The organism is Azospirillum ramasamyi (genome assembly GCF_003233655.1).
Lineage (GTDB): Bacteria > Pseudomonadota > Alphaproteobacteria > Azospirillales > Azospirillaceae > Azospirillum > Azospirillum ramasamyi.
Window position 1 is genome coordinate 227850 of sequence record NZ_CP029834.1, and the last position, 22758, is coordinate 250607.

Genomic DNA, 22758 nt, shown 5'->3' on the forward strand with positions numbered 1-22758 from the left:
CAGGATGGAGGGAGGGGGGATTATTCCCTTCGCCGAGCAATCAATGCAAGAAACGTTCTGACCTGCGGATTATTTCGCGGACATGTCCGCCATCCCTTTCTCGCAAAGCGCTTCCCGGCCCAGCGGCATCCTCATCGTGAATACGCTGCCCTCGCCCAGCCGGCTGTCCACCGTCACCGTCCCGCCATGCAGCGCGGCGATGCGGCGGACCATGTTCAGGCCGACGCCGCTGCCCGCCGCCGCTCCGGTGTTGGTGGCGCGGAAGAAGCGGTCGAACACCCGCTCCACCTCCTCCGCCGGAATGCCGATGCCCTGGTCGGCCACCGACAGCGCCACCCGCGACTGCCCGCCCGTATCGTCCTCGATCCACGCGCGCAGCCGCACCGGCGTGCCGGCCGGCGAGTATTTCAGCGCGTTGTTCAGCAGGTTGTGGACGCACAGCTCCAACATCGGACCGTCGCCGGTCAAGCCCGCAGGGCAGTCCTTCAGATCAAGCTCGATCCGCCGGCCGGGGGCGGCGTCGCACTGGGCCGCCGCCGCGGCGCGCAGCAGGGCCGGCAGGTCCAGCGGATCGCGCCGCAGGGCGAAGGCCGGGTCGTTCAGCCGGTCGTCGGCAAGGCAGGTCTCCAGGATGTTGACCTGCCGGCGCACCGCGCGGCGGATCTTCTCCAGGCGCGGCAGCATGCCGGGGGCCTTCACCTCGGCATCCATCTGCAGGATCTGGGCGGCGCCGTCGATGATGGCGAGCGGCGTCTTGAACTCGTGCGCGGTCATCGACAGGAAGCCGTTCAGCGCCCGCTTCGCCTCCTGCTCTGCGACCAGCCGTTCCTCCGCCTCCAGCCGGGCGAGGTTCAGGCGGCGGATGGTGTCCTCCAGCCTCTTCTCTGCCCGGCGGCGGTGGGTGACGTCGCGCAGCATCAGCAGGCAACCGACCTCGCGCGGTGCCGACCGTCCGCCGCCGCGGTTGCCGGAGGTCAGCGCCACCCGCGTCGCCTCGAAGCTGCGCAGGCCACCGTCGCACTCCAACGTCAGCGGAACAGGCAGCGCGGCGGAGGTGCCGAACGACAGGTCGCACAGGCCGGGAAGCTCGGCCAGCCGGTGACCGAGCGGCCCGCCGTCGCGCACCAGCGCCTGGGCGGCGGCGTTCGCCTCCACCACCGTGCCGTCGGCGTCCAGCACCAGCACAGGGTCCGGCACCGCGTCCAGCAGGGCGTCGCGCGCGACCGGCAGCAGGTCGAACAGGCGCTGCTGGGTGATCAGCCAATAGAAGACCGCTCCCATCAGAAGGAAGCTGAAAGGAGTCGGATCGAAATCGAACAGGGTCAGGTTGCCGGTGACGTAGCCGACATTCGCCACCCAAGGCACCGCCATCGCCACCAGGAATCCCAGATAGTGGGTGCGGTAGGCCGGTGTCGCCCGGTGGACGCCGTTGGCGGTGACGACGATGCTCATCACCATGAAAGCATAGAGATAAATGGTGACGACGAAGAACAGCAGCCCGTGGCTATACTCCAGCGCCGCCCCCGGCGCATCGCTGATGGGCTGGACCGCGGTGTACATCAGTCCGTGGCTGTCGTTGGTCAGCGACGCCACCCAGGTCGCCGCCCCCACCACGGCCGGCACCAGCCGCCAGCGCGACGGCAGCTCCTCCCGCGTGTAGGACCACAGGAACAGCGCCCAGTAGCTCGGTGCGCCGACGATGCCGAGCCAGGCCATCTCCGCCCAGAACAGCTTGTCCGCCGGTGCCGGGATGATGATCTCGATGGCGGCTGCGGTCGCCCACCAGGAGGCGGAAAGCTGCATCGCCACGAAATCGAACTGGCCGGGGAAGGGCGCAAGGGCCCAACTGCGCCACGCCGTCCACAGGGTTGCCAGCACCGCGGCCAAAAGAAGGACGGCAGGCAGGCTCAGCATGGCGGGACGGACGGCAGAGGCAAGACGGCTCCGGTGGACAGGTGCTGCCCGCCCGGGACCGGTTCGGGCCGGCGGCGCGGGAGCAGCATGGACCGGCCTGCCGCAACTCCGCAAGGGGGGTGCGGCACCATGGCCGGGGACGCACGCCGGCCCGTTCCGTCATTGCGGTTTCCGTGCGCGGTCCCGATAACACGGGGATGGCACGGACGGGCACAGGGGAGCGGCAGGGGTGACGCAGGGAACGGACAGCGACCGGTATTCACGTGATGGGCGGGACGGCCGTCCCTTCGATGGCGATGCCTTCGCCGGGAACGCCGCTCTGCTGCGCAGCCGCGCCATTCCGTCGCTGTTCGAGGCGCTGGAGACCCAATCCGAAGGCACCGTGGCGGTCGACCGCGACGCCCGCGTGGTGTGGATCAACGGAAAATACGCCCGCATGCTGGGCATCGCCGATCCGGCAGAGGCGATCGGCCGCGAGGTGGAAGAGATCATCCCCCATTCGCAGATGCGCCAGGTCCTGGCCACCGGCCAGCCGATCCTGCTCGACCTGATGCTGTTCGGCACCCAGCGGCTGGTGGTGACGCGCTTCCCGCTGACCGACGACAACGGCACGGTGATCGGCGCCGTCGGCTTCGTCCTGTATGACAGCCTGCACCGGCTGAAGCCCCTGCTGGCCGAGCTGTCGCGCCTGGAGGCGGAACTGGCGGCGACCAAGCGCCGGCTCGACGAGGGACGGCAGCCGCGCTACACGCTGCAGAGCTATGTCGGCGACAGCCCCGTGTGCCTGGAGGTCAAGCGCAAGGCCCGCCTCGCCGCCCGCACCGATGCGCCGATCCTGCTGCTGGGCGAGACCGGCACCGGCAAGGAACTGATCGCCCAGGCCATCCACGGCCTTTCGGCCCGCAGCGGCCGGTCCTTCGTCGGCGTCAACGTGGCGGCGATCCCGGAAACGCTGCTGGAGGCGGAGTTCTTCGGCGCCGTACCCGGCGCCTATACCGGGCTTGACCGCCGCGGGCGGGAAGGGCGCTTCAAGACCGCCAACGGCGGCACCCTGTTCCTGGACGAGATCGGCGACATGCCGCTCGGCCTGCAGGCCAAGCTGCTGCGCGCCCTGCAGGAGCAGGAGATCGAACCGCTCGGCTCCGACCGGCCGGTGAAGGTGGATGTGCGGGTGATCGCGGCGACCAACGTCGATCTGGAGCAGCGGATCCGCGACGGCCGCTTCCGCTCCGACCTCTATTACCGGCTGAACGTGCTGCCGATCCGTCTGCCGGCCCTGGCGGAGATGGGCGGCGGGCTGGAAGCCATCGCCGAATCCATCCTGCAGGAGATCGCCGCCCGCACCGGGTTGCCCCTGCGCGGCCTGACCCCGGAAGCGGTGGAGGCGCTGGGCCGCCACCGCTGGCCCGGCAATGTGCGCGAGCTGCGCAACGTTCTGGAGCGGACCTGCCTGCTGACCGACAACCGCCGCCTGACCGCCGCCGACCTTGCGGAGGCGCTGCCGGATCTGGCGGTGGACGCACCGGCGGAGGCCGCGCTGCCGCCGGCGGTTCCGGCGCTGGTTCACGCGGAGCCGCAGCCCTTGCCGGGCTACGACGCGGCCTTCGACGAGTTCGAGCGCGGGCTGCTGGGCCGTGCGCTCGCCGCCCATGGCGGGCGGGCGACGGAGGCGGCGCGGGCGCTCGGCATCTCCCGCGCCGCCTTCTACAAGAAGCTTGCCCGGCTGGGGATGCGCGCCGGCGGGTGAGGCCGGCGCGACCCGCATCACACCGGCAACTGCTTCATCGCCGCGACGGCGGTCATCACGCCGCGGATTTCGGCCAGACCGCGCAGGCGGCCGATCATCGGGTAACCGGGATGGGTCGGCTTGCCGATGTCGTCCAGCAGCTCATGGCCGTGGTCGGGGCGGAAGGGCAGGCGCCAGTTGTCGTTTCCGGCGTCCCGGCGGCGCTTCTGCTCCTCCAGCAGGGTGGTGACGACCGACACCATGTCGACGTCGCCGCCGAGATGGTCGGCTTCCTCGAAGGATCCGTCCGGCTCCTTGGCGACGTTGCGGAGGTGGACGAAGTGGATGTCCTCGACGAAGCGCCTGGCCATCGCCGGCACGTCGTTGGTCTGGCCGGCCCCCAGCGAGCCGGTGCAGAAGGTCAGGCCGTTGTTGGGCGACTTCACCGCGCCGATCAGATGGGCGAGGTCGTCCTCGGTGCTGACCACGCGGGGCAGGCCGAACAGCGGGCGAGGCGGGTCGTCGGGGTGGATCGCCATGCGGATGCCGACCTCCTCCGCCGTCGGGATGACCTCGCGCAGGAAGCGGGCCAGCGTCTCGCGCAGGCCGTCGGCGGTCATGCCGTTGAAGCGCGCGATCATCTTGCGCAGGCCGGGGATGTCGTAGCGGTCATAGGCGCCCGGCAGGCCGGCCATGATGTTGGCCAGCAGCTTCCCCCGGTCGCTTTCGGAGGAGCGGTCGAACCACTCCTTCGCCTTGGCGAGAACCTCCGGTGCGTGGTCCTCCTCGGCGCCCGGACGCTCCAGCATGTAGACGTCGAAGGCCGCATGTTCGTAAGCGTTGAAGCGCAGCGAGGTGCCGCCGCCCGGCAGCGCCGCCGCCAGTTCCGTCCGCGTCCAGTCCAGCACCGGCATGAAGTTGTAGCAGATGGTGGTCACGCCGCAGGCGGCGAGGTTGCGCATCGACTGGCGGTAGTTGTCGAACAGCTCCGTCAGGTCGCCTTCGCCGATCTTGATCGCCTCGTGGACCGGCAGGCTTTCGGTGACGGTCCAGCTGAGGCCGAGTTCCTCGTCGGACTCGATCATCGCCTTGCGCTTCTGGATTTCCTCGACCGACCAGACGACGCCATAGGGGATGTGGTGCAGGGCGGTGACCACGCCGGTGGCGCCGGCTTGGCGGATGTGGTTCAGCTTGATGGCGTCTTCGGGGCCGAACCAGCGCCAGGACTGTTCCATGGCTGCGAACTCCTTGGAAAGAGAGGGGGCTTTGGAATTGCGGGCAATCAGCGGAAAAGCAGGCTCGGCAGCCAGAGCGACAGCGCCGGCACGTAGGAGACCAGGAACAGGACCAGGATGTTGCAGAGCAGGAAGGGCCAGATCGCCTTGGTGATCGCGCCCAGCGAGATCTTCGCGATGTTCGCCGCGACGAACAGGCAGACGCCGACCGGCGGGGTGGTCAGGCCGATCATCAGGTTCAGCACGGCGAAGGTGGCGAAATGGATCGGGTCGATGCCGACCTGGGTCGCCACCGCCAGCAGCGGCGGGAACAGGATGATCAGGGCCGCGATCGTCTCCATGAAGGTGCCGACGATCAGCAGCAGGATGTTGATCATCAGGATGATCAGGTACTTGTTGGTGGTCAGCTCCAGCATGGAGGCGGCGATGGCCTGCGGGATCTGCTCGCTGGTCAGGATCCAGCCGAAGACGTTGGCGAGGCCAACCAGCAGGATCAGCCCGCCCGAACCGATGGCGCTTTCCAGCAGGATCGCCGGCAGTTGGCGCAGGGTGAAGCCCTTGTAGACGAACAGTCCGATGACGAAGGCGTAGAGCGCTGCGACGATCGACGCCTCGGTCGGGGTGAAATAGCCGCCGACGATGCCGAACAGGATGATCGCCGTCATCAGCAGCGCCCAGAAGGCGCCGCGGCTGGCGCGGATCAGCGCGCCGAAGCCCTGCCACGGCTCCCTCGGGTAGTTGCGCACCCGCGCCAGGATCCAGACCGTCAGCATCATGCCCAGACCCAACAGCAGGCCCGGAATGGCGCCGGCCATGAACATCTTGCCGACCGACAGGCCGGTCAGGGTGCCGACGATGATCATCGGCACGCTGGGCGGAATGATCGGCCCGACGGTGGAGGCGGCGGCGGTGACGGCGGCGGCGAAGGGTGCGTCATAGCCGGACTTGCGCATCGCCGGGATCATCACCGACCCGATGGAGGCCGTTTCCGCCACGGCGGTGCCGGAGATGCCGGCGAACACCATCGATCCCGTGACGTTGGCGAGGCCGAGACCCCCGCGGATATGGCCGACCAGCCGGTTGCTGAACCGCACGATCTGGTCGGTGATGCCGCCGCCGTTCATCAGGTTGCCGGCCAGCACGAAGCCGGGGATGCAGAGCAGGACGAAGCTGTCCATGCCCGCGTACATGAACTGCGGAACCACCGCGAGGTCGATGTCGCTGCCGACCAGATAGACCGCCGAGGCGCCGCCCAGCGCGATGCCGACCGGCGCGCCCAGGATCAGCAGGACGGCGAAGGTGAGGAACAGTGCGGTGACCATCAGACGGTTTCCCCATGGCTGGGCGGCGCGCTGTCGCGTCCGAACCCGGCAAGGCGGGCGATGGAGAAGAAGGCGAGCGAGACGGGGATGATCAGCGTCACGACATAGACCCATATCATCGGCATGTTGATGGAGCGTGCCCGCTCGCCCAGACTGCCGACCACGTAGTCCCAGGCGCCGGGGATGATGGCGACAGCGAACACAAGGACCGCCACGTCCACCAGCCGGGCGACCGCCCACTGCGCCGGCTTGGGCAGCAGCAGGATGAACATGTCCACGTTGACCAGCTCGCCGCGCAGCAGAGCCAGCCCGCAGGAGAAGGCGACGAGCTGGACCAGCGCGAAGCGGGCCACCTCCTCGGTCCAGGCCGGGGAAGGAAAGCCGGGAACGCGGCCCAGAACCTGGATCGTCACGACGATGATGAGGACGCCGATCGCCGCCAGGGTTCCCCAACGGCAAAGGGCGGATACGGCCGACACCAGGGCGGCAAAGGCTGTGCGCATGGGAGAAGGCTCTTGCGGTTGGGGAAGGATTACACCTTCTCCCGCCCCGGGAGAGGGGAGGGGTCCGCCGCGAAGCGGTGGGAGGGGTGAGGGGTGGTGCAAGGAGCCATGTGACTCGGGCCGCTTGGCTTACCCCTCACCCTCCCCACTTCGTGGCTCCCCTCCCTCTCCCGGGACGGGAGAGGGCAAGGCTCTTTCCCCTCACTTCACCGCGAGGATTTCGTCGTAGATCGGCTTGATCTCCGGCGACAGCGCCGCGACCACGGCGGCGCGGCCCTTCTCGGCGAAGGCGGCCTTGTCGACCGCGACGAACTCCATGCCCTTGGCCTTCAGGTCGGCGGCCAGCTTGGCCTCGTCCTCGATGAACAGCTTGCGCTCGGCGGCCTGCGCCGCCTTGGCGGCTTCCATGATGGCGGTGCGCTGCTCCGCCGGCAGGCGGCCCATCTTCTTCGATCCGCCGACCAGATAGATCCAGCTGATGACGTGTTCCGTCTGGTTCACGTATTTCTGGACCTCGTGGAAGCTCGCCGACTTGATGAGGGCCAGCGGATTTTCCTGCGCCTCGATGGTGTCGTTCTGCAGGCCGGTGAACACTTCCGAGAAGGCCATCGGCGTCGGCTTGGCGCCCAGCCCCTGCCAGAAGGACACGAACAGCGGCACGTTCGGCACGCGCATCTTCAGGCCGTTCAGATCGTCCGGCGACTTGATCGGGCGCTTGCTGGTCAGGTTGCGCGGGCCACGGGCGAAGTAGGTCAGCGGGACCAGCTGGGTCTTCTGCTCGATGGATTCGGCGATTTTCCGGCCGGGCTCGCCGGTGACGACCTTGTCCAGGTGGTCGAGGTCGCGGATACCGTAGGGAACCGCCAGCAACGCCGCGGCCGGCGCCCAGTTCTGCAGGGATTCACCGGTGATGGTGAAGTCGATGGTGCCGAGCTGGATACCCTTGATCAGGTCGGTTTCCTTGCCGAGCTGCTCATTGGGGAAAACCCTGACCTCGACGGCGCCGTTGGTGCGCTTGGCGACTTCCTCGGCGAAGACCAGCGAGGCCTTGTGCCAGACATTCTCCTCGTTGCCGAGATGGCCCAGCTTCAGCGTCGTCTTGGCCTGGGCGCGGACGATGGCCGGGGCGGCGATGCCGCCCAACAGGGTCGCACCGGCGGCGATCCCGGCGCCGAGACCGATGCTCTTGGCCAGCGTGCGGCGGGAGATCGGGGTCTTGCTGTTCATCCTGGTGTTCCTCCGTTTTGGGCGGGCGCTTTGGGCGGATCGGGTCCGCCTTCCTTTGCGCGATGGAAAACTCGAAGCCGGCGGTCAGCTCTCGAAGTCCAACTGCACCTTGATCGTGCTGGACGGGTCGGTCTCGATCAGGGAAAAGGCGCTTGCCGCGTCGGCGATCGGGAAGACCTGGGTGATCATCGCCGCCGGCTGCAGCTTGCCGCTCTCCAGCCACTCGATCACCTGCGGCAGCAGGCGGCGGTTCAGACGGGAACCGACCAGCGTCAGTTCCTTCTTCACGATCTCCTGCTGGCTGACGTTGCAGGGGGCGGGTGAGAAGCCCAGCAGACCGATGCGCGCGGCCGGGCTGGCAAGGCGGCAGGCCTCCTCCAGCAGGGCCGGCACGCCGGCGCCGTCGATCACCACCGTGGGGCCGAGCCCGTCATTCTCGTCGCGCACCGCTTCGGGCACCGACACGCGCGAGGAGTTGAGGACGACATCGGCGCCGAACTCCTTCGCGCGCTCCAGCCGCCGGTCGTCCAGGTCGGCGACGATGCAGCGGGCGCCGTGCAGCTTGGCGACCTGCACCACCGTCAGCCCGACCGTCCCGGCGCCATAGACCAGCAGCGTGTCGTCGGCGCCGATGCCGGTGCGCGACAGCACGTTGGCGGCGATGGACAGCGGCTCCGCCAAGGCGGCGATGGAGATCGGCAGGTCGGAACGCAGCTTGATCGCATTGGCCGCCGGCACCGCCACATGGTTGCGGAAGCCGCCGTCGCGATGGACTCCGAACACCTCCAGATTGGCGCAGACATTGCTGCGCCCGGCCCGGCAGGCATAGCAGCGGCCGCAGGACACCACCGGATCGACCACCACATGGTCGCCGGCCGCGACGTTGGTGACGCCATCACCGACCGCCTCGACCGTGCCGGCGAACTCGTGGCCGATCACGCGCGGGTAAACCGCGAAGGGGTTGGAGCCGTGGTAGATGTGCAGGTCCGATCCGCAGATCCCGGCGCGCTGGACACGCACCAGCACCTCGCCGGCCTTGACCGGCCCGGCATCCGCGGCGTTTTCGGGGCGAAGGGCCAGCACATGCGGCTTTTCGACGATCAGGGCAACCACGGGAATGCTCCCCAGGGGATGTGATGCTTCGGAAGCGGGATCAGGCGTCGGCGGCGACCACGGCGCGGGCCCCCTCGGCGAACAGGCGCCCAAGCGCGGCGGTGACCGGCCCCGTGAAGCGCGGGTCGCGCGGCAGATCCTCGCCGAACACGGCGGTCAGCCCGAACAGGGCCTCGGCCAGCCGGTCCGGGTTGCCGGCGGCGGATGCCGCGATCTCCGCCAGACGGGGCGCCAGCGGGTCGCGCACGTCGATGGGCTGGCCCTTCTCGTCGATGCCGGCGACGTAGCGCATCCAGGCGGCGACGGCCAAAGCCAGCCGGTCGATGGGCTGTTCGGCCGCCAGCCGGTCGCGGATCGGGTTCAGCAGGCGCTGCGGCAGCTTCTGCGTGCCGTCCATGGCGATCTGCCAGGTGCGGTGGCGCAGCGCCGGATTGCGGAAGCGGGCAATCAGCGCGTCCTTATACTGCTCCATGTCGGCGCCGGGCGGCATGTGCAACGTCGGCCCTGTCTCCCGGTCCATCAGGTTGCGGACCAGCGTGGCGAAGGCGGGATCGGCCATGGTGTCCGACACCGTCTCGTAACCCGCCAGATATCCCAGATAGGCGATGGTGGAGTGGCTGCCGTTCAGCAGACGCAGCTTCATCGTCTCGTAGGGATGGACGTCGGCGACCAGCTCCACCCCCACCTCATCCCAGGCCGGGCGGCCGGCGGGGAAACGGTCCTCGACCACCCATTGGGTGAAAGGCTCCGTCACCACCGGCCAGGCATCCTGCAGGTCGAGGGCCTCGGACACGCGAGCCCGGTCGGCTTGCGTGGTGGCGGGCACGATGCGGTCGACCATGCTGTTCGGGCAGGCGACGGCCGCGCCGACCCAGGCCCCGAACTCCGCATCGCGCAGTTCGGCGAAGCGGCGCAGGATGCGGGCCACGGTGTCGCCGTTGCTCGGCAGGTTGTCGCAGCTCAGAACGGTGAAGGGCTCCAGCCCGGCGGCGCGGCGGCGGGCCAGCGCCTCGGCGATGAAGCCGATGGCGGTGCGCGGGCTGGCGGGATTGTCCAGGTCGTGGCGGATGTCGGGGTGATCCTCGTTCAGCGCGCCGGTCGCCGGGTCGTGGCAATAGCCCTTCTCCGTCACCGTCAGCGTGACGATGCGCACGGACGGGCGGCACATCCGCTCCAGCACCGCCTGGGGATCCTCGGGCGCCACCAGCAGTTCCAGCAGGCAGCCGATCACCCGCAGCCGCTCTCCCGCCGCATCGCGCACCGCGACGGTGTAGAGCCCGTCCTGCGGTTCCAGCGCGTCGCGGGTGTCGGGGCTGCGCAGGCTGACGCCGGCGATGCCCCAGGGGCCGAACCGCTTTTCCAGCAGGGCGTCGGTGTAGGCGGCCTGATGGGCGCGCTGGAAGGCGCCGACGCCGAGATGGACGATCCCGAGTTCCAGCGCCTTGCGGTCATAGGCCGGCCGCGCCACCGCCGCCGGCAGGGTGGACAGGCCGGCGGCGCCGAGACGGGGCAGGGATGAGGTCGCGGGGGGCTGCATGTGGATCGGTTTCCTTCCCGGCCGAGCGATTGCGCGAGGCGTTGTCTCACATTCTTGTATGGTAGTATGTCAAAGAGGGCGGGCGAGAGCAACCAGGATTGTTCGGCAGAGAAACGGTACGGCGCCCTGATCGGGAGGCCGGGCGATCCCGCGCCGGTCAGCGCAGGCCGGCGACCTTCGAACGGCCGGCGGAGCGGGTGGAGGCCTTGGGAGCCGGAGGCGCCGCCCCATCCTCCTGCGTGAACAGGTCGGGGAACTTGCCCTCCAGTTCCGGCAGCGACGTCAGGATCTCGCGCAGGTGCATGCCCATCGCCGCCTCCGCCTTCACCGGGTCGCGGGCGGCGATCGCCTCCAGCACCGCCTGATGCTGGGAGATCAGGCGGCGGATCGGCGTGGCGTAGGGCACGCTGAGGTAGCGGACGCGGTCCATCTGGGCCTTCGTCTCCTCCACGATGCGCCAGGCGTATTCGCATTCCGCCCCGATGGCGATGGTGCGGTGGAAGGCCTCGTCCAGCTCCAGGAATCGCACCGGCACCGGTTCGTCGGCGATGTCCCACTGGGCCTTCAGGTTCTCGCGCAATTCGGCGAGGCCGGCCGGCGTGATGGTTTCGCAAGCCTTGCGGACCACCGCGGTCTCCACCGCCTCGCGGACGAAGCGGGCATCCAGCACCTGCTTGACCGAGATCTTGACGACGAAGGTGCCGCGCTGCGGCCGGATGGTCAGCAGGCCGGACTCGCTCAGCTTGATGAAGGCCTCGCGCACCGGCTGGCGGCTGACGCCGAGCTGGTCGGCGATCTCCTGCTCCGACAAAGCTTGACCGGGGTGGAACTGCATCGTCACGATGGCCTGGCGCAGCACCCGGTACACGCCCCGAGCGATCGGCTCCCCGGAGTCCAGGTCGATCTTGTTCAGCATCGCTTCGCCATCCCGTCAGTCCGCCCTTCTCCCCGCCGGCTTCGTCATACGGAGCATGGGCAGGGATAAACAATCGGTCAAGCATACTACCATACTAGTTTGGAAGCAAGGCCGCCTTACGGGGATGGGGGCGATATGCGACGTCGCATTTCTCATGCATTGCGCCCTATGGAAATCATTTCGCACCAGCACACTGACGGTTGAAACTTCCTGAGGAATCGGCATGCTGTCGGCGATGGTCTGACCACTTCGCGCGCAGGGGACAGCTCCTGCCCGGATTCCGATCATCCCAATTCAAGTATCCGGCTCAAGCATCCGGCGTTCGCGCATCGCCCCGTATCCGTCCATCCTCGACCAGGAAACCGCCGCCCATGTCCGCCATCCTGCTGCAGGAAAGTTCCGAGACGAAGGACCAGCCGCTCCGCGAAGACATCCGCCTGCTGGGGCGCATCCTGGGCGACACCGTCCGCAGCCAGGAAGGGGAGGCGGTGTTCGACATCGTCGAGCGCATCCGCCAGACCTCCATCCGGTTCCACCGTGAAGAGGACCAGGGCGCCCGCAAGGAGCTGGAGGCGATCCTGAACAGCCTGTCGCCGCCGCAGACGGCGCGGGTGGTGCGGGCCTACAGCTTCTTCTCGCACCTCGCCAACATCGCCGAGGACCAGCACCACATCCGCCGTACCCGCGCCCATGCGCTCGCCGGCTCGGCGCCGCGCGAAGGCACCATGGCCCACGCGCTGGACGAGGCGACCAAGGCCGGCATCACCCCGCAGCAGCTGAAGGAATTCTTCGACGGCGCCCTGGTCAGCCCGGTGCTCACCGCCCACCCGACCGAGGTGCAGCGCAAGAGCATCCTGACCGTGCAGATGGAGGTCGCCAAGCTGCTGGCGGAGCGCGACCACGGCCCGATGACGCCGGAGGAGGAGGAGGCCAACCTCGAATCCCTCCAGCGCGCCGTGCTGACGCTGTGGCAGACCGCCATCCTGCGCACCACCAAGCTGGCGGTGACGGACGAGGTCGCGAACGGGCTGACCTTCTACGACTACACCTTCCTGCGCGAGATGCCGCGTTTCTACGCCCAGCTGGAGGACCATCTGCGGCGGATGGACCCGTCCTGGACCACGACGGAGCTGCCCTCCTTCCTGCGCATGGGCAGCTGGATCGGCGGCGACCGCGACGGCAACCCCTTCGTCACCGCCCCCGTGCTGCGTCAGGCGATGCGGATGCAGAGCACCCGCGCCCTGCAATTCTATCTGGACGAACTGCACGCGCTGGGCGCCGAACTGTCGCTGAGCACCCGCGTCATCGCCGTGTCCGAGCCGTTGCGCCAGCTGGCCGAGCGGTCCCCCGACCCGTCGCCGCACCGCAAGATGGAGCCGTACCGCCAGGCCATCTCCGGCATCTATGCGCGGGTCGCCGCGACGTTGCGGACGCTGGACGGTCTGGAAGCGCCGCGCCACGCCGTGGGCGACGCGCCGCCCTACCAGACGTCGGCCGAATTCCGTTCCGACCTGGACATCATCGACCGGTCGTTGACCGTCAACGGCTCGGCGGCGCTCGCCAAGGGCCGGCTGCGCCACCTGCGCCGGGCGGTCGACCTGTTCGGCTTCCATCTGGCCAGCATCGACCTGCGCCAGAACTCCGACGTGCATGAACGGTCGGTGGCGGAGCTGCTGTCCTTCGCGGATCCCCGTATCGACTATAAATCGCTGTCGGAAGACGAGCGGATCGAGCTGCTGGTGCGCGAGCTGGAAACAAACCGGCCGCTCTCCTCGCGCTACGCCGACTATTCGGAAGAGACCGCGTCGGAACTCGACATCCTGCGCACCGCCGCCGACGCCCGCGCCCGCTTCGGCTCGGACGCGGTGGTGAACTGCGTCATCTCCAAGACCGACGGCGTGTCGGACATCCTGGAGGTCGCCGTCCTGCTGAAGGAGGCAGGGCTGCTGCGGCCGAAGGACAAGGCGCTGCACCTGAACATCGCCCCGCTGTTCGAAACCATCGGCGACCTGCGCAACTGCGCCGCCACCATGGACCGGCTGCTGTCGATCCCCACATACCGGCGCTTCCTGGAAAGCCGCGGCAACCTGCAGGAGGTGATGCTCGGCTATTCGGACAGCAACAAGGACGGCGGTTTCCTCACCTCCGGCTGGGAGCTGTACAAGGCGGAGATCGCGCTGGTCGAGGTGTTCGCCAAGCATGGCGTGCGGCTTCGCCTGTTCCACGGCCGCGGCGGCTCGGTCGGCCGCGGCGGCGGCCCCAGCTACCAGGCGATCCTGGCCCAGCCGGCCGGCGCGGTGCAGGGCGCCATCCGCATCACCGAACAGGGCGAGGTCATCGCCGGGAAGTATTCCAACCCCGAAGTCGGCCGCCGCAACCTGGAAACCCTGGCGGCGGCGACGCTGGAAGCGACCCTGCTGCACCCGGAATCGGCGGAGCCCTGCACCGATCTGTTCCTCCAGACCATGGAAGAGCTGTCGGAGCATGCCTTCAAGGCCTATCGCGGGCTGGTCTACGAGACCGAGGGCTTCGAGAAGTATTTCTGGGAATCGACGGTCATCGGCGAGATCGCCAACCTCAACATCGGCAGCCGCCCGGCCTCGCGCAAGAAGTCGACCAGCATCGAGGATCTGCGCGCCATTCCCTGGGTGTTCAGCTGGGCGCAATGCCGCCTGATGCTGCCGGGCTGGTACGGCTTCGGGTCGGCGGTGAAGGCCTATCTGGCCCAGCATCCGGACGGCATGGAACGGCTGCGCGCCATGCACCGCGACTGGGGTTTCTTCCGCACGCTGCTGTCCAACATGGACATGGTGCTGGCGAAGTCGAACCTCGCCATCGCGTCCCGCTATGCCGGGCTGGTGTCCGACCCGGAACTCCGCGACGCCATCTTCTCCCGCATCCGGGCGGAGTGGCAGGACTGCATCGAGGTGCTGCTGGCGATCACGGAACAGTCGGCCCTGCTGGAAGGGAACCCGTTGCTGGCGCGGTCGATCCGCAACCGCTTCCCCTATCTGGACCCGCTGAACCATGTCCAGGTCGAGTTGCTGAAGCGCCACCGCACCAGCGATAGCGGCGAGCAGATCGCCCGCGGCATCCATCTGACCATCAACGGCATCGCCGCCGGCCTGCGCAACAGCGGCTGATCCGCACCCGGTTCTCCCGCGCCCGCCCCTTTCAAAACGAGCCCCTCTTCCCATGGAAGAGGGGCTCGTTTTGTTTGCGTGCATACAATAAATAAAAATGCCAAGCTGACGCTATTTTTTCTTGTGCGGCGCCGTTCATCTCTTCGCATGCGCAAAAGAAATTCGGTGAAATCGAAAGAATTGGCCGCAAAAAGTCATAGCTTATTTAAAAAATCTGAGTTGTGGACTGTTGATTGGTTTGGTAGCTGTCGTCTCTTCACCAGGAGGATCGGTATGACCACTCAGTCGCAACAGCAGCAGATGGCCCAGCCGGACGAGGCTCGGGCGCAAGAGACAACCGACACCAAGCCGGAAGCCGCCGGTAAGGAAGAGCGCCTCGTCTGGGGCAGTGCCTGCGGCGCCGGCGCGGGGGCGGCGATCCTCTGGCAGCCCGTCACCGTCCAGGAAAGCCGCCGGCGGTGACGGCGGCCGGGTCGATCGGGAACCCGGCTCTACCCCGCCGCGCCGCAGCGCGGACGGCGGGGTAGAGCCGGCCGGCTTTCCGCCCCCTTTTTCACCAGGGGGCCTCTCTTCAGCCCGCCCGCATCCGGTTGACCAGACTGTCGACCTGCGAGCCGAGCGACCGCACCTCGTCCGCCACGGTGGAGGATGCCGTCAGCACGCGGGTGGCGGATTCGCCCGATTCCGCGGCGGCACGGGCCACCGAATCGATGTTGCGGCGGACATGCTGGGTGCCGTCGGCGGCCTCGCCGACATTGCGGGCGATCTCGCGGGTGGCCGCGCTCTGCTGCTCGACCGCGACGGCGACGCTGGCGGCGATCTCGTTGATCTCGCGGATGGTGCCGGCGATGGAGCGGATGGCGTCCACCGCGTCCTGGGTCACCGACTGCATCGCCTGAATCTGGCTGGAGATCTCCTCCGTCGCCTTGCCGGTCTGGTTGGCGAGGCTCTTCACCTCCGATGCCACCACGGCGAAGCCCTTGCCGGCCTCGCCCGCGCGCGCCGCCTCGATGGTCGCGTTCAAGGCCAGCAGGTTGGTCTGGCTGGCGATGTCGTTGATCAGCTGCACCACCTCGCCGATCTTGTTGGCGGACTGCGACAGCCCTTCCACCGTGCGGTCGGTGCGTTCGGCCTCGCCGGCCGCCTTGCGCGCGATCTGGCTGGAGGCGTGGACCTGGCTGCCGATCTCCTGGATCGACGCCGACAGCTCCTCCGTCGCGGCGGCGACCGCCTTGACGCTGCCTTCGGCCTGCTGCGAGGTGCTGGCCGCGGTCGCCGCCTCGCCCGTGGTCGCCTCCGCGTTGCGGCTCATGCGCTGGGCCATGTCCTGCATCTCGCCGGCCGCGCGGGCGACGCGGTCGAGCACGCCGCGGACGCTGCTCTCGAAATTCTCCGCCATCTCGACCATGGCGCGGCGGCGCTCGCCGGCTGCCCGGCTGCGTTCGGCCTCGGCACGGGCGTTGGCGGTGTTGGCCTCGTTGGCGGTGTCGCGGAAAACGATCAGCGCGCGGGTCATGTCGCCGATCTCGTCGGAGCCGGCGGCGGGGATCGGGGCGTTCAGGTTGCCGGCGGCGATCGCCCGCATGGCGTCGGACAGGGCGCTCAGCCGGGCGACGATGTTGCGGCCGACCACGAACCAGGCCAGCGCCGCGGCGCCGACGAGGCTGGCGGCGGCGAACAGGATCAGCATCATGCGGCCGGCGGACAGCGCGTCGGTGGCGCCGGCGGCGGCGGAATCGGCCTCCTGCTTCATTGCCGCGATCTGCCCGTCGACCGTGCCGGCGAACTGCCGGGCGATCAGCCGGTTCTCCGCCAGCACCTTCTCATTCTCAGCCGCAGCATCCAGTTCGGAGCGGCGCAGCTTGAACAGGCTGTTCTCGCCCTTGCCGAAGCCGGCCAGAACCTCCACACTCTTGACCAGCTTCGGCAGGCCGTCGTCGCCCGCCTTCTGCAGCGCCTTCAGCCGCTCGTCCATCGCCTTGGCCGCAGCGGCATAGCGGGTTTCCAGCATCGCCAGCCGGTCGGTGCTGGGCGCCTGCGCCGCCTCGTTCAGCGCCCCGACGGTGGCGGCGGCGTAGGTCGACAGTTCCAGATAGGTCCGGAAGCGGGCCAGCCCGTCACCCAGCAGATCCTGCATGGATTCGCGGGTCTGCGAGCGGACATTGACGCTGGACAGCCTGATCTCGGCCTTCAGCCGCATCAGCGGCGCTTCCATCTGCTCCACCAGGGCGGCCTGACGGCGCGCGGCGTCGGCCAGCACGTCGGCCACCTTCTGGCGCAGCCCGTCGCGCTCCCCGCTGCCGGCCGGCAGTTCCAGGGCCGCGCGGCGCAAGTCGAAGACGCCGGCGGCGCCATCGCCCAGCAGGAAGAAGGCGTCCAGCCCGTCGGCGGTCTCCTTGCTCAGCCGGCCGCCGATCTGCGCGGTGGCGCTGACCATGCGGGCGGCCGCCTCCAGATAGGCTTGCTGATGCTGGGTGACGGCGAAGGCGGTTTCGGCACTGCCGGCGCGGATCAGCGCTTCCGACGCCACGCTCAGATCGCCGCGCACCTCATACATGGTGATCAGCGAGCGGACGGCGTCGCTCAGCGCGTTCATGTCGCGTTCGGTGCTGTTGTCCAGCGTGTCGCCCTTGTCGCGCAGGGTGGCGCCCGCCCGGTCGGTCAGCGGGGCGAGAGCGGCGAGGAAGGCATCGTAGGCCTTGGCCAGTTCGGCCGACATCGTCTCGCGCGTGCCGCGGACGGACAGGCGCAGGGTGGCGGCGGCGTTGCCGCGATCCAGCGTGGCGATCAGGCCCTGGGTCTTGCCGCGCAGTTCGGCGATCAGCGGATCGCCGGCCCGGCGGGCCGCCAGTTCCTCCACCAAAGCGCCCAGCGCCTTGCCGTTGCCCATGATCTCGCCGTGGACGCGCTCGCGTTCGCTCTGGCTGTCCGCGGCGGCGAGCACCGGGGCGGCGGCGGCGATGCCGCTGCTCTCGGCGGACAGGCGCTTGGCCAGCTCCATTTCCGGCAGCCCGGTGCCGACGATCCGCGTCAGCGGCGCCTCGACGGCGGAGAAGGAGGTCAGCCCGACAATGCTGGCGGCGACCGTCATGCCGGCCATGCCGGCGAAAGCGAGCAGAAGCTTGCCGCGTACGCCCAGGCGGCGGGCGCGTGGCTCGCCGTCCTTGCGGTCCGGCATCATGGTGTCGTCGCGGACATCGATCGTCATATTTTGCCCCTGCTCCCCCGAAAAGATGTGACTGGCCGGGCTTGGCGCCCGTTTTATTTGTTTCCGCCCCGCATTGCTGGCCGTACCAACCATACCGCAGTGTGGTTGACAGATCCTTACGGAGGAACTCTCATTTTCTGCCATCCATGGGCATATTCGCTTTCGGCGATGCATCGGCGGACCGACAGCACCTCATGCGCCATTATGGCTATCGGCCTAGCGCGGGCGTTATGGATGCTCCTCTCCCCCGCCACCGCCATGTCGGTCTTCCGTGCGGGACATCGGTGACGGGGAGACGCCGCCAACACCGGGCCGTGGGGCTGGAACCCGGTGACAGATCACGCCTATTTCTCCGGCCGCTGGCTCGGCACCGGCTACCCCCGGGGGCCGGCGGGGGAGGCGGTTCCGCGCTGGAGGACGAGTTCAGGGATATCGCCAACCGCTACAGCGGCGAGGATTGAACCGTCCGGCGCCGGTCAGATCCAGGAATCGCCCCCGTCGTCGTTGCCTCCGTCATCGAAGGGCGAATCATCGAACGAACCATCGTCTGCCGGGGGAGGGCCGGGGTCGTAGGTTGCGTCGTCGGCCGGCGGCGGGGCGGGGTCGTAGGATGCATCCTGCACCGCGTCGGGCTGCGCTCCCGGATCGCCGCCGTAGTCGTTGTCGATCACCGTCTCGTTGATCGTCTCGCTGACCGGGGTCTGCGCCACCGCCTCGCCGAAGGGGCCGGGGGAATGGTGAAGGAGGGAGGAGATGGCGCTCGCCGCCAGCATGCCGCCGGCCACGCCCGCCGCCGTCTGCGCCGCCCCGGCGAAGAAGCCTCCGCCGCGTGGCGCCATCCCAGGGGCCATTCCGGGCGCCATTCCGGCTTGCGGGGAGGGCTGCGGCGCATAGGGTTGCCGCGGATAGGCGGCGCCGGGACCGCCACCCCACGGGCTGCGGCCGGCAGCAGGGGGTGGGGCGGGGGGCTGCTCAGCACCCCGGCTCCACGGGCTGCGGCCGAGCACGTTCGACAGGAAGCTGCCGCCGGATGCGGCCGGCTGGGCCGGGCGGTCGCGCAGCTGCCGCTCCAACTGCTCGATCCGGGTTTGCGCCGCGGTCAGGGCCTGCTGCTGCACCAGGACGGTCTGCGCCATGTAATAGGCGGATTCCGGCTGGTCCTGCACGGCGCGGCGGATGAAGTCCTCCGCTTCGACGTCGCGCGGCTGGGATTCCACCTCGCGCAGGCGACGGAACAGGTCGGACAGAAGGCTGCGTTCCTCTGGGGTCATCGCCATCTCCTCGCGCCGTGTTCTCGCGCGGCGTCCATCGCGCGGGCGCCATATATGATGTGGAGTCGCCATCTCCCGGCGGACAAGTCCCCTGGAGAGGCGCGTTCGAGGGCGCTGTCGTCACCTCGAACAGCGACGGTTCCATTTCATTGCGGCTCTTAAACGCAATATTACATCAGAGTACCGATATCTTTCCGACCTTTCCCAACCTGGAGCATGAGTTGGTGAATCGACAGGCTGACCATTGTAGGAATAGGGGCGGCTATACCGGCTATGGCGTCGCCGGCTTAACATATGACATTGACGGGGGTGCCCTTTTTGCTGTCGATGGGCCACATTCGGAATGCGACCGCCGGGCGGCGCCGGTTGTGAAGCCGAGACCAAGACTGAACAGGCGCCGAGAGATGGTGGAACTGACCGACCTGGAGCGCGATGCGCTGACCGAGTTGGTGAACATGGGGGTCGGCCGCGCCGCTACCCATCTCAGCCGCATGGTCAACGACCAGGTTCTGCTGTCCGTCCCGACCGTGGACATCGTCAGCCGGCAGGAGGCATCCGATTTCCTCAGCGCGCGGGAGCGCAGCGGGTTGGTGGCGGTGGAGCAGCAGTTCCAGGGCTCCTTCGACGGGCGCGCCATGCTGATCTTCCCGGAGGCCAACAGCCTGGAACTGGCCCGCGCGGTGCTGGGCGGCGACCTGACCCTGGCGGAAATCGTCGATCTCGAACAGGACGCCCTGGCGGAGATCGGCAACATCATCCTGAACGGCTGCCTCGTGGTGGTCGCCAACGCGCTCAAGGATCGGCTGACCATCTCGCTGCCGGCGGTGCTGCGCGGCGACGGCGCCAACATCCTGAAGGACAAGGCAGGAGCTTCCGACGAGCTCGTTCTGTTCCTCTACATCGACTTCACGATCCGCAGCCGCAGCATCCGTGGCTACATCGCCTTGCTGATGGGCGTTTCCTCGCTGGAATCGCTGCAGCTGCTGATCCACGCCTTCATCGAAGGCATCGCCTCCGAAGATCCCACATCCGCCGGAACGCCACATGGTCCCCAGATTGCCTGAACAACCGATGTGGGCCCTGGATGTCCTGGGGGCGCTGGATGCAGGGATCCTGCTTCTCGACCGCCATTGCCGGGTTCTGTACTGGAACGGCTGGATGGAGCAGGCCTCCACCCTGACCGCCCGGGAGATTCTCGGGCATGACCTGTTCGACGCGCTGCCGAACCTGCGCGAATCGCGCCTGCACATCGCGGTGCGCGACACGCTGGCGACCGGGGCGCCCGGCGTGCTGTCCCACACGCTGAACCCGATGCTGTTCCCGCTGCGCCTGCCGGACGGGCGGCGGATGGTCCACAATGTCGTGATCCGTCCGCTGCCGTCCCACGCCCAGATGGCCGGAGGAATGGCTGGGGGGGAGGCGCGCTGCCTGATCCAGGTGACCGACGTCACCGCCTCGGTCAACCGCGAGCGGGTCCTGCGCGAACAGCGCGACGCCCGCCACCGCGCCATCGTCGACACCGCGCCAGACGCCATCGTCACCACCGACACCCGCGGCATGGTGCAGTGGATGAACGGCGCCGCGATCCGCCAGTTCGACTATCGGCCGGAGGAACTGATCGGGCAGAGCGTGGCTGTGCTGCTGGGCGACGATGCGCCGGACTGGATCGCCATGGCCGAGCACAGCGGACCTGGCAGCGCCGGCAGCCTCGACGCCGCGACCCAGCCGGTGGAGCTGTCCGGCCGGCGCCGCGACGGCAGCCACATCGACCTGGAACTGTCGCTGGCGCGCTGGGAATCGGAAGGGCGCAGCTTCATCACCGGCATCCTGCGCGACATCACCGAGCGCCGCCGCACCCGCGAGGAGCTGCGGGCCAGCGCGCTCGCCATGCGGCAGCTGGCCGAGCAGACCAAGGCGACGCTGGACGCGCTGCCCGCCTTCATCGCCGTGCTCGACCGCTCCGGCCGCATCGTCTCGGCCAACCGCGCCTGGGCCGAGGCCGGACCGGAGACCACCTTCCTCGGCCAGGGCTGCATCGTCGGCGACGATTACATCGACCATTGCGGCAAGGGCCAGACCGCCGACCCGCGGGCGGACGATGTGATGCAGGGCTTGCGCAAGCTGCTGAGGGACGGCGGGCCGCCGGTGTCGGCGGAATATGTCACCGCAAACCAGCACTGGTTCCGCTGCCTTGCCGCCCCCATGCCGGCCGGCCCCTTCGGCGGCGCGGTGCTGATGCACATCGACGTGACGGAGATCAAGTCGATGGAGGCGGCGCTGCGCAAGCTGGTCGGACAGAAATCGACCCTGCTGCGCGAGGTCAACCACCGCGTCAAGAACAGCCTGCAGCTGGTGTCCAGCCTCCTGACCCTGCAGACCCTCAGCTTGCCGGACGAGGGGGTGCGGGTCCATTTCCAGGACGCCCGCAGCCGCATCGAGGCGATCGCCCGCGTCCACAACCGGCTCTATCAGGCCGACCAGTTCCAGACCATCGAGTTCGGCACCTACCTGAACGAACTGTGCGAGGATCTGGCGCGCGCCTCGGGCGGCGAGAGCATGTGCGACATCGTCGTCCGGTCCGAGGTGATCGACCTGCCGATCGACCACGCCGCACCGCTGGGACTGATCGCGAACGAACTGATCACCAACGCGGTGAAGCATCGCGGGGGCGGGCCGGCACTGGTGACGGTGACCTTCCGGCGCGCGGGCGACGATCTGTCCCTGACCGTATCGGACCGCGGTCCCGGCCTGCCGCCCAACTTCGACATCCGCAAGAGCCGCAGCCTGGGCATGCGCCTGATCTCCAGCCTCGCCGGGCAGATCCGGGCCAGCGTGGACATCGACACCACGCCGCAGGGGACCACCTTCCGGATCGATCTTCCGGTGCCTGACGCGGTGCCGCTGTTGGAGCCTTCCTCCGCCGAGGAGATCGATGGATGAAGATCCTGCTGGTGGAGGACGAGGTGCTGATCGCGCTGGAACAGCAGCTTTACCTTGAATCCGTCGGCCACAGCGTCATCGGCCCCGCCGTCACCGCGATGGAGGCCGTGGAGATGGCCGAGGCCGACGGGCCGGACCTGGCGCTGGTCGACGTGCATCTAGGCATGGGAACCAACGGCATAGACGCCGCGCGCAGCCTGAACGCGCTCGGCGTGCCCTGCCTGTTCATCACCTCGTTCCGCGACGAGTTGAAGAAGGACGGCCCGCTCGCCGGCATCGGCTGCCTGCCCAAGCCCTTCACCGAAAGCGGCCTCCTCGCCGCCGTCGACGTCGCCCGCGCGATCCTGGCGGGGGAGACGCCGCGCAACGTCCCGCAGACGATGGAGTTGTTCGTGTGAAGGAAAGGGGCGGAGAAGCCTTTCCAAATCGCACCGCGACACTTGGGAGTCGTGCGGAATTCCGGTGGGGATGACGGACATGTCGGGGAGGTCCGGTTCGCGCTTGGGCGGCGCGGTTCGACCTTTCCGGCATGATGCCGGCTATGGCCCGCCAGCCACCCCGACGGGGTCTGCCGCTGAGGCGGCCGTCAAGCAGGCTCCAGGACAGATGGAGACGGGGGCTTGATCGCGATTCGATTCGGATCGGTTATGCCTCTTGAACACTGCATTCCTTTGCGCTGATACTGCGCTCGAATGGTTTCAGC

The 22758-nt window shown here is 68.5% G+C and carries 16 protein-coding genes; 6 read left to right on the forward strand and 10 right to left on the reverse strand.

Annotated elements, in window-relative coordinates:
• Window positions 1-69 precede the first annotated feature (69 nt).
• Window positions 70-1914, reverse strand: coding sequence for a sensor histidine kinase (locus tag DM194_RS25665; RefSeq protein WP_111070482.1), 1845 nt, complete (start codon window positions 1912-1914; stop codon window positions 70-72).
• Window positions 1915-2143: 229 nt separating this feature from the next.
• Here DM194_RS25665 and DM194_RS25670 point away from each other — a divergent pair, with 229 nt between their 5' ends.
• On the forward strand, window positions 2144-3661 hold the full coding sequence (locus DM194_RS25670; RefSeq protein WP_111070483.1) for a sigma-54 interaction domain-containing protein: 1518 nt from the start codon (window positions 2144-2146) through the stop codon (window positions 3659-3661).
• A gap of 17 nt (window positions 3662-3678) precedes the next feature.
• Here the strand turns inward: DM194_RS25670 and uxuA are convergent, their stop codons facing one another.
• The 7 genes from uxuA to DM194_RS25710 form a co-directional block, all read right to left on the reverse strand.
• Window positions 3679-4875, reverse strand: a complete 1197-nt coding sequence (gene uxuA, locus DM194_RS25675; protein WP_111070484.1) for a mannonate dehydratase — start codon at window positions 4873-4875, stop codon at window positions 3679-3681.
• A gap of 47 nt (window positions 4876-4922) precedes the next feature.
• Window positions 4923-6197 carry a TRAP transporter large permease gene (locus tag DM194_RS25680; RefSeq protein ID WP_111070485.1) on the reverse strand — a complete coding sequence of 425 codons (1275 nt, stop codon included), beginning with the start codon at window positions 6195-6197 and terminating at the stop codon, window positions 4923-4925.
• Window positions 6197-6700 carry a TRAP transporter small permease gene (locus DM194_RS25685; protein ID WP_111070486.1) on the reverse strand — a complete coding sequence of 168 codons (504 nt, stop codon included), beginning with the start codon at window positions 6698-6700 and terminating at the stop codon, window positions 6197-6199. Before DM194_RS25685 ends, DM194_RS25680 begins: the two co-directional genes overlap by 1 nt.
• A gap of 201 nt (window positions 6701-6901) precedes the next feature.
• Window positions 6902-7927 carry a TRAP transporter substrate-binding protein gene (locus tag DM194_RS25695; protein WP_111070487.1) on the reverse strand — a complete coding sequence of 342 codons (1026 nt, stop codon included), beginning with the start codon at window positions 7925-7927 and terminating at the stop codon, window positions 6902-6904.
• A gap of 84 nt (window positions 7928-8011) precedes the next feature.
• A complete protein-coding gene (locus DM194_RS25700) occupies window positions 8012-9040 on the reverse strand; it encodes a Zn-dependent oxidoreductase (RefSeq protein ID WP_111070488.1) in 1029 nt (342 codons plus the stop codon).
• A gap of 40 nt (window positions 9041-9080) precedes the next feature.
• Window positions 9081-10577 (reverse strand): mannitol dehydrogenase family protein, encoded by a 1497-nt coding sequence (locus DM194_RS25705; protein WP_111070489.1) that lies wholly within the window; start codon window positions 10575-10577, stop codon window positions 9081-9083.
• A gap of 157 nt (window positions 10578-10734) precedes the next feature.
• Window positions 10735-11493: a GntR family transcriptional regulator gene (locus DM194_RS25710; RefSeq protein ID WP_111070490.1), complete on the reverse strand. Its 759-nt coding sequence runs from the start codon at window positions 11491-11493 to the stop codon at window positions 10735-10737.
• Between the two features lie 371 nt (window positions 11494-11864).
• On the opposite strand from DM194_RS25710, the gene ppc reads away from it, so the two are divergent.
• Together ppc and DM194_RS25720 are read left to right on the forward strand one after the other, a co-directional pair.
• Window positions 11865-14636, forward strand: coding sequence for a phosphoenolpyruvate carboxylase (gene ppc, locus DM194_RS25715; protein WP_111070491.1), 2772 nt, complete (start codon window positions 11865-11867; stop codon window positions 14634-14636).
• Window positions 14637-14909: 273 nt separating this feature from the next.
• Window positions 14910-15098, forward strand: coding sequence for a hypothetical protein (locus DM194_RS25720; protein WP_111070492.1), 189 nt, complete (start codon window positions 14910-14912; stop codon window positions 15096-15098).
• Between the two features lie 109 nt (window positions 15099-15207).
• Here DM194_RS25720 and DM194_RS25725 read toward each other — a convergent pair whose 3' ends face one another.
• Together DM194_RS25725 and DM194_RS25730 are read right to left on the reverse strand one after the other, a co-directional pair.
• Window positions 15208-17844, reverse strand: coding sequence for a methyl-accepting chemotaxis protein (locus DM194_RS25725; protein WP_111070493.1), 2637 nt, complete (start codon window positions 17842-17844; stop codon window positions 15208-15210).
• Window positions 17845-18320: 476 nt separating this feature from the next.
• Complete coding sequence (locus tag DM194_RS25730; RefSeq protein WP_111070642.1) at window positions 18321-19115, reverse strand: DUF2076 domain-containing protein; 795 nt, start codon at window positions 19113-19115, stop codon at window positions 18321-18323.
• Window positions 19116-19519: 404 nt separating this feature from the next.
• On the opposite strand from DM194_RS25730, the gene DM194_RS25735 reads away from it, so the two are divergent.
• The 3 genes from DM194_RS25735 to DM194_RS25745 are packed head-to-tail and all read left to right on the forward strand — an operon-like array spanning window position 19520 to window position 22453.
• Window positions 19520-20179: a chemotaxis protein CheX gene (locus DM194_RS25735; protein WP_111070494.1), complete on the forward strand. Its 660-nt coding sequence runs from the start codon at window positions 19520-19522 to the stop codon at window positions 20177-20179.
• Between the two features lie 7 nt (window positions 20180-20186).
• Window positions 20187-22055 carry a sensor histidine kinase gene (locus tag DM194_RS25740; RefSeq protein ID WP_111070495.1) on the forward strand — a complete coding sequence of 623 codons (1869 nt, stop codon included), beginning with the start codon at window positions 20187-20189 and terminating at the stop codon, window positions 22053-22055.
• The gene (locus tag DM194_RS25745; RefSeq protein ID WP_111070496.1) at window positions 22052-22453 is read left to right on the forward strand and encodes a response regulator; all 402 of its coding nucleotides are present in this window, start codon (window positions 22052-22054) and stop codon (window positions 22451-22453) included. Before DM194_RS25740 ends, DM194_RS25745 begins: the two co-directional genes overlap by 4 nt.
• Window positions 22454-22758 lie beyond the last annotated feature (305 nt).

What these genes read in the sequence shown, in the direction of transcription:
- DM194_RS25665 (WP_111070482.1), bottom strand. Translation starts at nt 1,914, where the DNA reads ATGCTGAGCCTGCCTGCCGTCCTTCTTTTGGCCGCGGTGCTGGCAACC.
- uxuA (WP_111070484.1), bottom strand. Translation starts at nt 4,875, where the DNA reads ATGGAACAGTCCTGGCGCTGGTTCGGCCCCGAAGACGCCATCAAGCTG.
- DM194_RS25680 (WP_111070485.1), bottom strand. Translation starts at nt 6,197, where the DNA reads ATGGTCACCGCACTGTTCCTCACCTTCGCCGTCCTGCTGATCCTGGGC.
- DM194_RS25685 (WP_111070486.1), bottom strand. Translation starts at nt 6,700, where the DNA reads ATGCGCACAGCCTTTGCCGCCCTGGTGTCGGCCGTATCCGCCCTTTGC.
- DM194_RS25695 (WP_111070487.1), bottom strand. Translation starts at nt 7,927, where the DNA reads ATGAACAGCAAGACCCCGATCTCCCGCCGCACGCTGGCCAAGAGCATC.
- DM194_RS25705 (WP_111070489.1), bottom strand. Translation starts at nt 10,577, where the DNA reads ATGCAGCCCCCCGCGACCTCATCCCTGCCCCGTCTCGGCGCCGCCGGC.
- DM194_RS25710 (WP_111070490.1), bottom strand. Translation starts at nt 11,493, where the DNA reads ATGCTGAACAAGATCGACCTGGACTCCGGGGAGCCGATCGCTCGGGGC.
- ppc (WP_111070491.1), top strand. Translation starts at nt 11,865, where the DNA reads ATGTCCGCCATCCTGCTGCAGGAAAGTTCCGAGACGAAGGACCAGCCG.
- DM194_RS25720 (WP_111070492.1), top strand. Translation starts at nt 14,910, where the DNA reads ATGACCACTCAGTCGCAACAGCAGCAGATGGCCCAGCCGGACGAGGCT.
- DM194_RS25725 (WP_111070493.1), bottom strand. Translation starts at nt 17,844, where the DNA reads ATGACGATCGATGTCCGCGACGACACCATGATGCCGGACCGCAAGGAC.
- DM194_RS25730 (WP_111070642.1), bottom strand. Translation starts at nt 19,115, where the DNA reads ATGACCCCAGAGGAACGCAGCCTTCTGTCCGACCTGTTCCGTCGCCTG.
- DM194_RS25735 (WP_111070494.1), top strand. Translation starts at nt 19,520, where the DNA reads ATGGTGGAACTGACCGACCTGGAGCGCGATGCGCTGACCGAGTTGGTG.
- DM194_RS25740 (WP_111070495.1), top strand. Translation starts at nt 20,187, where the DNA reads ATGTGGGCCCTGGATGTCCTGGGGGCGCTGGATGCAGGGATCCTGCTT.
- DM194_RS25745 (WP_111070496.1), top strand. Translation starts at nt 22,052, where the DNA reads ATGAAGATCCTGCTGGTGGAGGACGAGGTGCTGATCGCGCTGGAACAG.